The organism is Psychrobacillus syltrankelensis, assembly GCF_055454035.1.
Window position 1 is genome coordinate 2,166,280 of record NZ_CM144227.1, and the last position, 14,586, is coordinate 2,180,865.

General features: G+C 41.0%; 11 protein-coding genes, 3 rRNA genes and 1 pseudogene. 7 read left to right on the forward strand and 8 right to left on the reverse strand.

Features of this window, described 5'->3' with window-relative positions; translation table 11 throughout:
* Positions 1-26 precede the first annotated feature (26 nt).
* Positions 27-743, reverse strand: a complete 717-nt coding sequence (locus ACTSKG_RS10415) for a YqjF family protein (protein ID WP_464754568.1) — start codon at positions 741-743, stop codon at positions 27-29.
* A gap of 346 nt (positions 744-1,089) precedes the next feature.
* On the opposite strand from ACTSKG_RS10415, the gene qoxA reads away from it, so the two are divergent.
* The 4 genes from qoxA (at position 1,090) to qoxD (ending at position 4,941) form a co-directional block, all read left to right on the forward strand.
* Positions 1,090-2,040, forward strand: a complete 951-nt coding sequence (gene qoxA, locus ACTSKG_RS10420; RefSeq protein WP_464754569.1) for a cytochrome aa3 quinol oxidase subunit II — start codon at positions 1,090-1,092, stop codon at positions 2,038-2,040.
* A 74-nt stretch (positions 2,041-2,114) separates the two neighbouring features.
* On the forward strand, positions 2,115-4,064 hold the full coding sequence (gene qoxB / locus ACTSKG_RS10425) for a cytochrome aa3 quinol oxidase subunit I (RefSeq protein WP_464754570.1): 1,950 nt from the start codon (positions 2,115-2,117) through the stop codon (positions 4,062-4,064).
* On the forward strand, positions 4,061-4,657 hold the full coding sequence (gene qoxC, locus ACTSKG_RS10430) for a cytochrome aa3 quinol oxidase subunit III (RefSeq protein WP_464754571.1): 597 nt from the start codon (positions 4,061-4,063) through the stop codon (positions 4,655-4,657). Before qoxB ends, qoxC begins: the two co-directional genes overlap by 4 nt.
* Positions 4,658-4,659: 2 nt before the next feature.
* Positions 4,660-4,941 (forward strand): cytochrome aa3 quinol oxidase subunit IV, encoded by a 282-nt coding sequence (qoxD, locus tag ACTSKG_RS10435; protein ID WP_464754572.1) that lies wholly within the window; start codon positions 4,660-4,662, stop codon positions 4,939-4,941.
* Between the two features lie 44 nt (positions 4,942-4,985).
* Here the strand turns inward: qoxD and ACTSKG_RS10440 are convergent, their stop codons facing one another.
* The 3 genes and pseudogenes from ACTSKG_RS10440 to ACTSKG_RS10450 form a co-directional block, all read right to left on the reverse strand.
* Positions 4,986-5,201: a hypothetical protein gene (locus tag ACTSKG_RS10440; protein WP_464754573.1), complete on the reverse strand. Its 216-nt coding sequence runs from the start codon at positions 5,199-5,201 to the stop codon at positions 4,986-4,988.
* Positions 5,202-5,983: 782 nt separating this feature from the next.
* Positions 5,984-6,184: pseudogene (locus tag ACTSKG_RS10445) on the reverse strand (hypothetical protein); the annotation flags it as partial.
* On the reverse strand, positions 6,124-6,426 hold the full coding sequence (locus ACTSKG_RS10450) for a hypothetical protein (RefSeq protein WP_464758073.1): 303 nt from the start codon (positions 6,424-6,426) through the stop codon (positions 6,124-6,126). The pseudogene ACTSKG_RS10445 and the gene ACTSKG_RS10450, both read right to left, overlap by 61 nt.
* Before the next feature lie 172 nt (positions 6,427-6,598).
* On the opposite strand from ACTSKG_RS10450, the gene ACTSKG_RS10455 reads away from it, so the two are divergent.
* From ACTSKG_RS10455 to ACTSKG_RS10465, 3 genes are all read left to right on the forward strand, one after another.
* Positions 6,599-6,976 carry an SLAP domain-containing protein gene (locus tag ACTSKG_RS10455; protein WP_464754574.1) on the forward strand — a complete coding sequence of 126 codons (378 nt, stop codon included), beginning with the start codon at positions 6,599-6,601 and terminating at the stop codon, positions 6,974-6,976.
* An 84-nt stretch (positions 6,977-7,060) separates the two neighbouring features.
* Positions 7,061-7,237 carry a hypothetical protein gene (locus ACTSKG_RS10460; protein ID WP_464754575.1) on the forward strand — a complete coding sequence of 59 codons (177 nt, stop codon included), beginning with the start codon at positions 7,061-7,063 and terminating at the stop codon, positions 7,235-7,237.
* Positions 7,238-7,370: 133 nt separating this feature from the next.
* Positions 7,371-8,183: a S1C family serine protease gene (locus tag ACTSKG_RS10465; RefSeq protein WP_464754576.1), complete on the forward strand. Its 813-nt coding sequence runs from the start codon at positions 7,371-7,373 to the stop codon at positions 8,181-8,183.
* Between the two features lie 295 nt (positions 8,184-8,478).
* Here the strand turns inward: ACTSKG_RS10465 and rrf are convergent.
* From rrf to ACTSKG_RS10485, 4 genes are all read right to left on the reverse strand, one after another.
* Positions 8,479-8,594: ribosomal RNA gene (gene rrf / locus ACTSKG_RS10470) — 5S ribosomal RNA — on the reverse strand.
* Positions 8,595-8,780: 186 nt separating this feature from the next.
* Positions 8,781-11,707: ribosomal RNA gene (locus ACTSKG_RS10475) — 23S ribosomal RNA — on the reverse strand.
* A gap of 231 nt (positions 11,708-11,938) precedes the next feature.
* Positions 11,939-13,491 (reverse strand): 16S ribosomal RNA (locus ACTSKG_RS10480).
* Together the 16S, 23S and 5S rRNA genes form the textbook arrangement of a ribosomal RNA operon.
* 498 nt (positions 13,492-13,989) lie before the next feature.
* Positions 13,990-14,268 carry a hypothetical protein gene (locus ACTSKG_RS10485; protein ID WP_464754577.1) on the reverse strand — a complete coding sequence of 93 codons (279 nt, stop codon included), beginning with the start codon at positions 14,266-14,268 and terminating at the stop codon, positions 13,990-13,992.
* Positions 14,269-14,586: the final 318 nt, after the last annotated feature.

Sequence of the window (14,586 nt, forward strand, 5' to 3'; positions counted from 1 at the left end):
ACAAGATTAATTTGTTCTGGAACCTTTTAATTGTTCTCCCTATTTTCCTTTACTGGCGGAAAAAATCTTGCTTTCTTCATGTTAGAATAGTGAGCGATCGGACCATTCACTTTGTAATTACTGTTTAAAAACGATGCCATTGAATTCTTAAATATTGTGCAGGTAACGTTTTGCAAAATCCAAGGTGAATGACTAATATAGACACGAAACAAATGATCTTTCGTTTTAGTCCACAAATAGTACCGCTCCGTCAGCCACCGCTCGAAGGGATTACTTTCAATCGTACCAGGTATGGGTTTAAATGATGTAACAAGTACTTCAAGTACTTCCGGAACTGATTCTCCGTCTCTATATCTACTATGAACTGTAAATGTATTCTTGTCTCGCCTTAAACTTATCTCCGCATAGCGAAAAGGTAAAAATCCTCCCATTCTTGTCAATTTAACAATCAAGGGATTATTCGCATCTAAACTAAAGAAGTATACTCCGACTCTCCCTTGAAATGTGACGTACGTACGAAAGTTAAGCTCTAAAAAAGAACTAAATCCGAGTATAGGAGGAGTGAGTCTTGGCCGATTCCCTTTTACTTTGAAAAATACTAACCCAATCCATGCACTTCCATTATAAAGGTCCAATTCTAGTTCCGAGGGAATATGTTCAAGCAAATCGTCCGGAGAAACTGGCCAATGGAGAAATAAGATATTATTCCATTCTTGCGTCATTATCCACTGTTTGTTATACATAGTTTTCCTTCTTCCTTAAGGATACTGCTAAAAGTATCTCCACTAGATAGCAACTTCAAACTTTCTAGAGATATCCACCATATGGTTTCGAAATACACCTCTTTTTAAAAATCCAAATAATTCCATCTAATATATTTTTAACTATTTTCATGTCAATCTTTCAAACTTATTTACAATTTGGTTAACAAACGTTGAACTTTTGTACATATCTTCATGAACTTTTTGTGAAAGCAGTTTCTTTCCATGGTTTTTAAAAAGATGTGGGAATAAGATAGAGGCAGATTATAAATCATTTGGCTTTCTATTAAATACAACTTTATTAAAATAATTCGAGAGGGGTACAACTATGAGATTAAAAATGAAATGGGCTATATTTACAATGATTCTCACTATAGCCACAGTGCTAACTGGTTGTGAACCATTATTAGTATTAGATCCGAAAGGTCCACAGGCACAAGCACAAGCAGATGACATTATGCTATCTATTTGGATGATGTCTGGTATCGTAATTGTTGTTTTCGCGATATTAATATTTATTCTAATTAAATATCGTGCTTCTAAACAAAGTGAAGATTATGAACCACCACATATTGAAGGAAATCATATTGTGGAAGCAATTTGTGTTGGAATTCCAATTATTATCGTTATTTTTCTGTCCATCGTTTCTGTTAGAAGTAACTATGAAGTAGAGGCAACTCCAATAAAATATGCGGATCAAAAACCATTAGTTGTTTATGCTTCATCTTCCAATTGGAAGTGGCACTTTAGTTATCCAGAAGAGAATATCGAGACTGTTAACTATCTATATATTCCAGCGAACCGTCCTATTGAATTTAAACTTTACTCATATGGACCAATCACTAGCTTCTGGATTCCACAACTTGGTGGTCAAAAATATGCAATGTCAGACATGGTTACTACTTTACACTTAGCAGCTGACGTGGAAGGCGAATTTGATGGACGTAATGCGAACTTCAGTGGTGAAGGATTTGCAAAAAATACTTTCCAGGTTACATCAATGTCCCAAGCTGACTTTGACGACTGGGTAAAAGAAGTGCACGAAACAGCTAAACCACTGACAAAAGAAAAATTTGATGAATTATTAAAACCTGGTCATTTGGGGCGTTCCACATATAATGGAACTCACTTAGAATTCTCACCTGCCCCAGAACACAACCATGGCATGTCTGATATGTCCGATATGTCCGATATGTCCGATTCACATGATCAAGAATCACATAATGAACACAACGAATCAAGTATTTATAGTGAGAAATCCGAACATTCTCACCACTAAATCCTAGTTTACAAGTTTGGCTTTAGCTCATTTTTATGAGTAGCACTATATTTCCCGAAAGGAGTTTCAAAAGTATGGATTTCTTTAAACAATTTGCAGTACCACATCCAAGCTTTTTAATATACGCATCCATGGTCGGCATTGGACTTACTATGGTTGCAATAGTTATAGGAATTACCTATTTTAAAAAATGGGGGTACCTTTGGAGAGAATGGTTAACAACTGTTGACCATAAACGAATTGGTATTATGTATTTGTTATCTGCTCTGTTAATGCTATTCCGAGGCGGCGTAGATGCTATCATGATGCGCGCTCAACTAGCATTACCTGATAACACCCTGCTAGATTCTGAACATTATAACGAAATTTTTACGACACACGGGGTTGTTATGATCCTGTTTATGGCAATGCCGTTTATAATGTTCTTCTTTAATTTCCTAGTTCCATTACAAATCGGGGCTCGTGACGTAGCGTTTCCACGCTTAAATGCAATTAGCTTTTGGTTATTCTTTATGGGGATGGGATTATTCAATCTATCCTTCATTATAGGGGGTTCACCTGACGCGGGATGGACATCTTATTTCCCGCTAGCAGGAAATGAGTTCAGTACATCTGTAGGAACCAACTATTATATGATTGCAATACAAATAGCCGGTCTCGGTACATTAATGACTGGTATTAACTTTATGACGACGATTCTAAAAATGAGAGCACCTGGTATGTCTTTAATGAAAATGCCAATGTTCACATGGTCTGCGTTTATCGCCAATGTCATAATTGTTTTCGCTTTCCCTGTATTAACAGTAGCACTTGCAATGGGAACGATGGATCGACTATTCGGAACAAACTTCTTTACAACCACTAACGGTGGTATGGATATGATGTGGGCTAACTTGTTCTGGGTTTGGGGTCATCCTGAAGTGTATATCTTAATTTTGCCTGCATTTGGTCTTTATAGTGAAATTATATCCACTTTTGCACGCCGTAATTTATATGGTTATAAATCTATGGTTGCATCAATGGTTATTATCTCTCTATTATCATTTTTTGTATGGGCTCACCATTTCTTTACAATGGGTCAAGGTCCAGTATCAAATAGTATTTTCTCGATTACCACAATGGCCATTGCCGTTCCTACCGGAGTTAAGATATTTAACTGGCTATTTACGCTTTGGAAAGGAAAAATTGTATTTACTACCCCAATGCTTTACTCTGTACTCTTCATTCCTTTGTTCACATTAGGTGGAGTTACAGGAGTTATGCTTGCAATGTCTGCAGCTGACTATCAATATCATAATACGATGTTTTTAGTAGCTCACTTCCACAATGTAATCATTCCGGGGGTAGTGTATGCAATGCTCGCAGGTCTCACTTACTATTGGCCAAAATTGTTTGGCTTTATGTTGAATGAAAAAATCGGTAAATGGACAGTTTGGTTACTTTCCATCGGCTTTGTCTTAGCATTTATACCAATGTATATTACTGGTTTAGATGGTCAAGCACGTCGTATGTATACGTATTCCGAATCAACAGGATTTGGTCCGTTGAATATGGTTGCATTTGTTGGTGCGGGCTTGATGGCGGTAGGTTTTGTTTTACTTGTATACAATATTTACTATAGTACGCGCTATGCTTCAAGAAATATTAGTAATGACCCTTGGGATGCACGCTCACTTGAATGGGCAACGCATACACCAGTACCAGAGTATAACTTTGCGATTACACCAAAAGTTAATTCTACTCAAGCATTTTGGGATTCTAAGAAAAATGGTCATGAATTATTTCCAGGTAAACTAGAAAAAATTCATATGCCAAATAATAGTGGATTACCATTCATTATGGGCTGTTTCTTCTTTGTCTTTGGATTTGCAATGGTATTCAGCATCTGGCCAATTGTCATTATTTCGTTAATCGGACTATTAGCTTGTCTAGCTTACCGATCATTTGAGAAAGATCACGGACGATACATCTCCGTAGAAGAAATTGAAGAAACCGAAACAAAATTGCGAGGTGCTAAAAAATGAAGGTAGATAACTCGCTTCCACTGGAATATAGTACGGAAGAAAATAGCTTAAAAGTCTTAGGCTTTTGGATTTTCCTAGGTGCGGAAATAATGCTCTTTGCAACACTTTTCGCAACCTATTTTACAATGGTTCATCGAACAGGCAATGGTCCTACTGGAGCTGAAATCTTTGAAATTACACCTGTATTAATGGAAACAATCTTACTATTAACTAGTAGTTTTACGATCGGCCTTGGAATTCATGCCATGCGTATCGGCAACAAAAAAGCGACGATGGCATTCTTTTTAATCACACTTCTTCTTGGTGCAGGATTTTTAAGCTTCGAAGTCTCTGAGTTTATTCACTACGTTCATGTAGGTGCAACACTACAAACTAGCGGATTTACTGCTATCTTACTAACTACACTAGGAACACATGGATTGCACGTAACATTTGGTTTCTTCTGGGGATTATTTATCCTATTACAGATTAAAAAACGTGGTTTAACTCCTGAAACAGCCAATAAGTCATTTATCTTCTCACTTTATTGGCATTTCTTAGATGTAGTTTGGATTTTCATCTTTAGCTTCATCTACTTGAAAGGAATGATGTAAATATGAAAGAATTATTCCCTTTTAAACAAGTAATGGGCTTTGTCGCTTCGTTAGTTCTTACTGCAGTGGCACTTTTAGTTTACTTTACTAATATGTCATTTGCAGTAGGTATGACAGTTCTTCTCCTAACAGCATTTATACAGGCCGGTCTTCAGCTGGTTGTATTTATGCATGCGGGTGAGACGAATGATAAAAAATCTATCTATGCAAACGTATATTACGGTTTACTTATTGCGCTAGTTACCATTTTCGGAACATTAATGGCAATGGTTTGGGATATGTAAACAGGAACACTAAAAGAGGGCGTCTTTTTAGGCGCTCTCTTTTTTCATTTTCTGGAGTTTGTCACCATTTCTTCTGAAGCAATTAGAAATAAACCAATTAAGAAAATAAAAACAGCTCCCATTACCGTTCCAATACCCACGCCTACAACAGCCTTATAATCGCTTACAAAAACTCCGTACAAGAAGATAGCTATTCCTACAGATAGTAATGTGGCGCCTGCAAATCTTGTAGCATTTAACATATTCTTATATTTTTCCACTTAGACCATCCTCCTTTTTATATATTATTCATCTTGTTCACAAAATTGTCAAATACTCTTTATATTTATATGTATTTTTCTTTGCACACGCAAAAGTAATGGATAATTCAAACTCTTTCAAAAGAATTCTTTTATCTTCATTCGGAGGTTTTTTGACACTATCGTATTGCACCTTTATTAAAATTTAGAAAAAAGATCCAAGACCTTGCATCAAGCGTGTGAGGATAATTATAAATAAACAGGTAAAAAGATGCTCGGTCCTTTTAAGAGGAGTAACTCAGAAATACCGTTGATTTCCGCTGGCGGACGCTTTTCACGAGCATGGCTTCAGTTCAGTCTCCTAGGCCAACAGAATGTTGGTCTTGAAGGCGTTGCCTCTTGGAAGAGGCGTCTTTAGCCTTCCTGTGGGGCCTTCCACTCATGCACCTGCCGCTTCGATTTCGGTACAGAAAACATTTGCTTCGTAAGCTATTTCCTGTTGAACAGTTGTATTCCTTTTCACCAATTTATCAATCTCCAGCAGAGTACTTGTTGAATTGAAGCAGAGGAGGTGTCGAATTCTGCGGGAATAGCTTGATTTGAACGAAAGGTGGCGACTCCTTGCGAAATTAAGATCAGGCCGTGCGCATTGAAGTATGCCGCTTCCTCCACTGTAAAGCCCTGCCTGTAGCGGAAATTAGCTTTTTTCATGATAGATGGTGGTTTTGTGAAAAGTGCACCATGGTAGTTTCTTATCTCAAAAAAAAATTGCTGCATTGTCTATGACTTTGTAGCAACTTCTTTTATTTTCCTGGCGGTAAATCCTCCCCAAAGATGGATATATTTTGTCTATCAGATACAAACTCATGGCCGTTCCACTTTAGTACATTTTCTACGTATCCTAATCCATCTGCATGGTATCTTCCAGCGATTTCTTGAAAAGCTATAAGTTCGTAAGTTCCTTTCCCTGCAAAGTCAATTGGATAAAGATTAGTACTGCCATTAAATCTGTTACACCGTATCCATTTCCTCTTATATGAATGAAAGGGTGCCATTGATTATTCATTATTTTTAAACCCAATAAATAGTTTTGTTCTTTATATGTATATGCTCCAATTAATTCTTCTATATTATCTCCGTCCATATCTGTTACCAATATGGCCGGTCTCTTTTGAGGATGCTGCAATTCCAGTATAATTGCTTCATGAGGTAAAAAGGTCTTTATCATATTCACATATTCTATCATTGTACACCCCTTTAAAAATAGCATATGCTTTGAAAAGAAGGACTACACATAAATTGCAAAATAAGCTTTCTTCCCATACTTTTTTGGTTTATTACCTTTAACAAAGGGACTACGAAACATTACAATACATGTAATTTGAGATGACTTTTTATATTCTGAAGGAGGTTTAACTTTGCAAAAGCTTGATTTTGAACCGTCATGGGATAAAACCTTATCTAGTAAAGATAGAGAAGAAATTAAGAAGATTTTTCTTGAAACAAATAGAGTGGATTTTTCTAATGTTCTGCTTGTTCCAATTAGACAAGCTTTAAATCATAAAAAAGAATTATTAATTACAGTGCTAATCCATAATTTTACTGAAAAAATTATTATTTTTAATAAAAAAAGATTGGCATATGTAGAAAACAGTGAGATCATTGCGGAAAATACTTTCACACTTCCCACTCTTTTTATTCAACCTAAAACTAGTATGCCATGGACTTTTATATTTCCAGTGGACTGTTTTAAGAAGAATTTAACGCTTGAAAATGGTCGTTTAGAGATAATGTAGTTTTTTTATAGTTTGCATACATTAATAATTATTTTCGAACCATGTTAAAAAGGCACCAAAATAGTTTAGATGGGAGGTTATATTTTGACAAGAGATAATCATCAGGGAGCTAGCAATAATAGAGGCTCTATGGCTAAAAATCCAAGTAGTAAGAAAGAAGAGATTTCTCTCGAATTAGCTGAGTTAGGTAATTTAAAACCAAAACGAGGAAAGATGACTCCAAACCAAAGAGAGAAAAGTGAAGAAGAAAAATCATACTAAATTAAACTTTATCAGGTTTGGGCACAATTTCTGTGCCCAAGCCTACATCATTAAAATAATACCAAAACCCAGTACCTATCCAATTGTGTATAATACATGTAGAGAATGTGTTTTACAGTTAGGATGTGTGCGAATGGATCTAAATGAAAAACAGCATAAGGATAAATGGAATTACGAAAATATTGATGAAGAAATAGATGAAGAGTTTTTAGAGTTTGTGTTAGAAGCTCAACGAGAAGCACTTCTTAAAGACGCTCAAGAAAAAACGAGAAGCAAATCTAAACGACCATTTCCAAAATGGATATTCTATTTTATGGCTACCATACTGTTCGTTAATACATTTGCGGCTATCTTTTCAATATATTCAATTCCAGCCATAGAATTCTTAAAGACTTCTGCTAAATTATCATCTCAGGAAGATATTACAAGTTATAAAAAGGCCGTTGTCGTTGTTTTAACAGATGACAGCAAAGGAACCGGCTTTTCCATTTCAAGTGAAGGAAAAATCTTAACAAATTATCATGTCGTAGAAGGACATAAGACCGTGACAGTTGGTTTTCCAGATGATCGTCGTTACAAGGCTAAAGTGGTAGACACATATCCTTCCGTTGATCTTGCGGTATTAGATATAAATGGTGAAGATTTGCCTTATTTAAATTTAGCCGAACAAACGATTTTTGAAGAAGGAGATACCGTTAACTTTATAGGCAATCCACTAAGCTTCACGGGTATCGCAAATGAAGGAAAAATTATAGATTATATCCAGTTAAGCGATTGGGAAGAGCCTGTCGTTATGATGAAAGCCCCAGTTTATCGTGGAAATAGTGGCAGCCCCGTGTTGAATACAAGTGGGAAAGTCATAGGAATAATTTTTGCTACATTGGATCATGATACGTTTGGTAGAGTAGGTTTATTTATACCGATTGACGAATATTACAAACAGTAAAAAGGTACCAATTAAAGCTATGTAAATGACCGCAAGCAGCTCTTTTAGCGGTCATTTTAGGTTTCTATTACCGATGATCTAACAAGCTTTCACCGGGGAAATTCAAGAAAAGTTGAGCAAATAAACAACTTTTTATAAACTTGTCAGAGAGTATGAAGAATCATTATATTTAAAGAATTAACTAAAGTTGTTTAAGGTACAGCGGATTTTTCTTCACCGGAGCATTGACGTAGAACTTAATTTCCTAAACAACAAAAAAGCCGCTACCGATAACTCGGTAACGACTTTTTATAGTGCCTAGCGACGTCCTACTCTCACAGGGGGAAACCCCCAACTACCATCGGCGCTGAAGAGCTTAACTTCCGTGTTCGGTATGGGAACGAGTGTGACCTCTTCGCCATCATCACTAGACTGTTCGGCTTTCAATACACATCGTACTTCTTCGTCAACTTCATTCGTTCGGTCAGTCACGTACTTGAGTACGCTCCTTTCCTCTCTCAATCGTTTCCTCGAATTAATCGTGTCTTGAAACCCTTCTACTAGAGTGCTTGTTCACTCAAAACTGGATAAAAGACATTGATGAATTCAAATTCATATTTGGTTAAGTCCTCGATCGATTAGTATTCGTCAGCTGCACGTGTCGCCACGCTTCCACCCCGAACCTATCTACCTCATCGTCTTTGAGGGATCTTACTTACTTGCGTAATGGGAAATCTCATCTTGAGGGGGGCTTCGTGCTTAGATGCTTTCAGCACTTATCCCGTCCACACATAGCTACCCAGCGATGCTCTTGGCAGAACAACTGGTACACCAGCGGTGTGTCCATCCCGGTCCTCTCGTACTAAGGACAGCTCCTCTCAAATTTCCTACGCCCACGACGGATAGGGACCGAACTGTCTCACGACGTTCTGAACCCAGCTCGCGTACCGCTTTAATGGGCGAACAGCCCAACCCTTGGGACCGACTACAGCCCCAGGATGCGATGAGCCGACATCGAGGTGCCAAACCTCCCCGTCGATGTGGACTCTTGGGGGAGATAAGCCTGTTATCCCCGGGGTAGCTTTTATCCGTTGAGCGATGGCCCTTCCATGCGGAACCACCGGATCACTAAGCCCGTCTTTCGACCCTGCTCGACTTGTAGGTCTCGCAGTCAAGCTCCCTTCTGCCTTTACACTCTTCGAATGATTTCCAACCATTCTGAGGGAACCTTTGGGCGCCTCCGTTACACTTTAGGAGGCGACCGCCCCAGTCAAACTACCCGCCTGACACTGTCTCCTACCCGGGTTACGGGTATGGGTTAGAATTTCAATACAACCAGGGCAGTATCCCACCGACGCCTCCTCCGAAGCTGGCGCTCCGGGCTCTAAGGCTCCTGCCTATCCTGTACAAGTTGCACCAAAATTCAATATCAAGCTATAGTAAAGCTCCACGGGGTCTTTCCGTCCTGTCGCGGGTAACCTGCATCTTCACAGGTACTATAATTTCACCGAGTCTCTCGTTGAGACAGTGCCCAGATCGTTACGCCTTTCGTGCGGGTCGGAACTTACCCGACAAGGAATTTCGCTACCTTAGGACCGTTATAGTTACGGCCGCCGTTTACTGGGGCTTCAATTCGCACCTTCGCTTGCGCTAAGCACTCCTCTTAACCTTCCAGCACCGGGCAGGCGTCAGCCCCTATACTTCACCTTACGGTTTTGCAGAGACCTGTGTTTTTGCTAAACAGTCGCCTGGGCCTATTCACTGCGGCTCTTCTAGGCTATACACCCAAAAGAGCACCCCTTCTCCCGAAGTTACGGGGTCATTTTGCCGAGTTCCTTAACGAGAGTTCTCTCGCTCACCTTAGGATTCTCTCCTCGACTACCTGTGTCGGTTTGCGGTACGGGCACCTATCACCTCGCTAGAGGCTTTTCTTGGCAGTGTGAAATCAGGAACTTCGGACTAAGTCCTCGCCATCACAGCTCAATGTTACAGAGTGCGGATTTGCCTACACTCACACCTTACTGCTTGGACGTGCATAACCAACAGCACGCTTACCCTATCCTTCTGCGTCCCCCATTACTCAAACGGTGGTTTGGTGGTACAGGAATATCAACCTGTTGTCCATCGTCTACGCCTATCGGCCTCGACTTAGGTCCCGACTAACCCTGAGCGGACGAGCCTTCCTCAGGAAACCTTAGTCATACGGTGGATGGGATTCTCACCCATCTTTCGCTACTCATACCGGCATTCTCACTTCTAAGCGCTCCACCAGTCCTTCCGGTCTGACTTCAACGCCCTTAGAACGCTCTCCTACCACTGATACCATAGGTATCAATCCACAGCTTCGGTGATTTGTTTAGCCCCGATACATTTTCGGCGCAGCGTCACTCGACCAGTGAGCTATTACGCACTCTTTAAATGATGGCTGCTTCTAAGCCAACATCCTGGTTGTCTAAGCAACGCCACATCCTTTTCCACTTAACAAATACTTTGGGACCTTAGCTGGTGGTCTGGGCTGTTTCCCTCTTGACTACGGATCTTATCACTCGCAGTCTGACTCCCAAACATAAATCATTGGCATTCGGAGTTTGTCTGAATTCGGTAACCCGGGATGGGCCCCTAGTCCAAACAGTGCTCTACCTCCAAGATTCTAACGTTTGAGGCTAGCCCTAAAGCTATTTCGGAGAGAACCAGCTATCTCCAGGTTCGATTGGAATTTCTCCGCTACCCACACCTCATCCCCGCACTTTTCAACGTGCGTGGGTTCGGACCTCCAGTAAGTGTTACCTTACCTTCATCCTGGACATGGGTAGATCACCTGGTTTCGGGTCTACGACCACATACTCATTCGCCCTATTCAGACTCGCTTTCGCTGCGGCTCCGTCTTCTCAACTTAACCTTGCATGTAATCGTAACTCGCCGGTTCATTCTACAAAAGGCACGCCATCACCCATTAACGGGCTCTGACTACTTGTAGGCACACGGTTTCAGGATCTATTTCACTCCCCTTCCGGGGTGCTTTTCACCTTTCCCTCACGGTACTGGTTCACTATCGGTCACTAGGTAGTATTTAGCCTTGGGAGATGGTCCTCCCAGATTCCGACGGAATTTCACGTGTTCCGCCGTACTCAGGATACACTCAAGAGAGAATGAACTTTTGACTACGGGGCTTTTACCCTATCCTGCGGACCTTTCCAGATCGCTTCGTCTAGCTCATTCCTTTGTAACTCTATATAGAGTGTCCTACAACCCCAAGAGGCAAGCCTCTTGGTTTGGGCTCTTCCCGTTTCGCTCGCCGCTACTCAGGGAATCGATTTTTCTTTCTCTTCCTCCAGGTACTTAGATGTTTCAGTTCCCTGGGTTTGCCACAGATGCGCTATGTATTCACGCAAATGTACTGCTCCATTACGAACAGTGGGTTTCCCCATTCGGAAATCTCCGGATCAAAGCTCACTTACAGCTCCCCGAAGCATATCGGTGTTAGTGCCGTCCTTCTTCGGCTCCTAGTGCCAAGGCATTCACCGTGCGCCCTTATTAACTTAACCTAATTTGGTCCTCCGTGAAAACACGGACTTCCTATAGTAGTTAAAAGTACTACACAAAAAATAATCACAAATGTGATTACAAATTGAATTTCTTGAATTTGTTTCTTTCAATGTCGTTTTATCCAGTTTTCAAAGAACAAGAGTTGAATCTTCATATAAAATGAACATTCAAAACTGAACTGCAAAACGTTAAGATACAGATAAAAATCTGTATTCCGATATTATCCTTAGAAAGGAGGTGATCCAGCCGCACCTTCCGATACGGCTACCTTGTTACGACTTCACCCCAATCATCTGTCCCACCTTCGGCGGCTGGCTCCCGTAAGGGTTACCCCACCGACTTCGGGTGTTACAAACTCTCGTGGTGTGACGGGCGGTGTGTACAAGGCCCGGGAACGTATTCACCGTGGCATGCTGATCCACGATTACTAGCGATTCCGGCTTCATGTAGGCGAGTTGCAGCCTACAATCCGAACTGAGAACGGTTTTATGGGATTAGCTCACCCTCGCGGGGTTGCGACCCTCTGTACCGTCCATTGTAGCACGTGTGTAGCCCAGGTCATAAGGGGCATGATGATTTGACGTCATCCCCACCTTCCTCCGGTTTATCACCGGCAGTCACCTTAGAGTGCCCAACTGAATGCTGGCAACTAAGATCAAGGGTTGCGCTCGTTGCGGGACTTAACCCAACATCTCACGACACGAGCTGACGACAACCATGCACCACCTGTCACCGCTGTCCCCGAAGGGAAAGATCTATCTCTAGAACGGTCAGCGGGATGTCAAGACCTGGTAAGGTTCTTCGCGTTGCTTCGAATTAAACCACATGCTCCACCGCTTGTGCGGGCCCCGTCAATTCCTTTGAGTTTCAGTCTTGCGACCGTACTCCCCAGGCGGAGTGCTTAATGCGTTAGCTGCAGCACTAAGGGGCGGAAACCCCCTAACACTTAGCACTCATCGTTTACGGCGTGGACTACCAGGGTATCTAATCCTGTTTGCTCCCCACGCTTTCGCGCCTCAGCGTCAGTTACAGACCAGAAAGCCGCCTTCGCCACTGGTGTTCCTCCAAATCTCTACGCATTTCACCGCTACACTTGGAATTCCGCTTTCCTCTTCTGTACTCAAGTCCCCCAGTTTCCAATGACCTTCCACGGTTGAGCCGTGGGATTTCACATCAGACTTAAAGGACCGCCTGCGCGCGCTTTACGCCCAATAATTCCGGACAACGCTTGCCACCTACGTATTACCGCGGCTGCTGGCACGTAGTTAGCCGTGGCTTTCTAATGAGGTACCGTCAAGGTACGAGCAGTTACTCTCGTACTTGTTCTTCCCTCACAACAGAGTTTTACGATCCGAAAACCTTCTTCACTCACGCGGCATTGCTCCATCAGACTTTCGTCCATTGTGGAAGATTCCCTACTGCTGCCTCCCGTAGGAGTCTGGGCCGTGTCTCAGTCCCAGTGTGGCCGATCACCCTCTCAGGTCGGCTACGCATCGTCGCCTTGGTGAGCCGTTACCTCACCAACTAGCTAATGCGCCGCGGGCCCATCCTGTAGTGACAGCCGAGACCGTCTTTTAACATTTCCACATGTGAGGAAATGGATTATTCGGTATTAGCCCCGGTTTCCCGGAGTTATCCCAATCTACAGGGCAGGTTGCCCACGTGTTACTCACCCGTCCGCCGCTAAATCAGAAGAAGCAAGCTTCTTCATCATTCGCTCGACTTGCATGTATTAGGCATGCCGCCAGCGTTCGTCCTGAGCCAGGATCAAACTCTCCATAATAGAGAACTTAAAAAGCTCACTTGCACACGAAGTGCTGGCATCGACGTCGCCACACGGATGTGGCGCTTTTAGTCGATGTACTTACTTGCTGGCATCATCATTAAATGATGTCATTTTTGTTTTGCTATCAAACTAACAAGTTAGTCTTTCAAGCTGTATGTCTTAACGTTTTGCATGTTCAGTTTTCAATGTTCATGTAGTGTTTTTTGTCATGTCGTTTTAGCGACTTTATTATCATAACAAACCTCGTTATCGATGTCAACTATTTTTTTGTTTCTTTTTTAAAAAGAAAGTAATTCGAATGACAGGTTATTACTATAACACCCAAAAAACATTATAGCAAGTCTTTTATCGAAATTACTAAAAAAATGTAAGATAATCGTTTCCAAAAACTCGCATTATATAGTAGAAACTCATTTCACTTATTTCTCTCTTATCCGTAACTATAAACTCCCACTCATGTATTTTTTCTCTTCTCTTATCAAATTTCTCTCAAAATTAATAGACTTTCAAGTCAATTTTTTCTTCATATTCCCCAGTTTCAGTCTGCCATTGAATTTCAATATAAGTATGATTTAACTCAGTAACTACTTCGTCTTTAGTTGGAGGATGGTTAGTTGCACCCATCCCAAACGATATAGCGGTTTGGTTTTCTTGAGGATAGCGTTCCCCGCCCTGCCCGCCGAGGTCAGTAATTATCTTATAAGTGACATAGATAAGTTCCTCATCTCCTGTATATTCAATTCCTACTCTATTGTAGAGTTCCCCGCTTTCCAATATTGCCCTTCACCAGTAGCTTAACTGTTTCCTGTCTGGAACAACCTGTTAATAATATGAAGAGTATTAAATATAATAAATTTATTCTATACATGAAATCCTCCTTTCTACTGCACAGTTCCTCATAATATTCCAACTAAATTATTGGGTTATTTTCTATTAATTGTAGCAAAAGTTCCATCCTAACACTCTTTCCTTATTAAACTAACCGCTCTGTTAAAGCAGGAATATTAGCATGCTCTAGTTTCAAAGATTATTTTAGACAGGAGTAATAAATATTGACCTACTTAACTTTTGAACAGCTTAATTGAATATTTA

What these genes read in the sequence shown, in the direction of transcription:
- ACTSKG_RS10415 (WP_464754568.1), bottom strand. Translation starts at nt 743, where the DNA reads ATGTATAACAAACAGTGGATAATGACGCAAGAATGGAATAATATCTTA.
- qoxA (WP_464754569.1), top strand. Translation starts at nt 1,090, where the DNA reads ATGAGATTAAAAATGAAATGGGCTATATTTACAATGATTCTCACTATA.
- qoxB (WP_464754570.1), top strand. Translation starts at nt 2,115, where the DNA reads ATGGATTTCTTTAAACAATTTGCAGTACCACATCCAAGCTTTTTAATA.
- qoxC (WP_464754571.1), top strand. Translation starts at nt 4,061, where the DNA reads ATGAAGGTAGATAACTCGCTTCCACTGGAATATAGTACGGAAGAAAAT.
- qoxD (WP_464754572.1), top strand. Translation starts at nt 4,660, where the DNA reads ATGAAAGAATTATTCCCTTTTAAACAAGTAATGGGCTTTGTCGCTTCG.
- ACTSKG_RS10450 (WP_464758073.1), bottom strand. Translation starts at nt 6,426, where the DNA reads ATGATAGAATATGTGAATATGATAAAGACCTTTTTACCTCATGAAGCA.
- ACTSKG_RS10465 (WP_464754576.1), top strand. Translation starts at nt 7,371, where the DNA reads ATGGATCTAAATGAAAAACAGCATAAGGATAAATGGAATTACGAAAAT.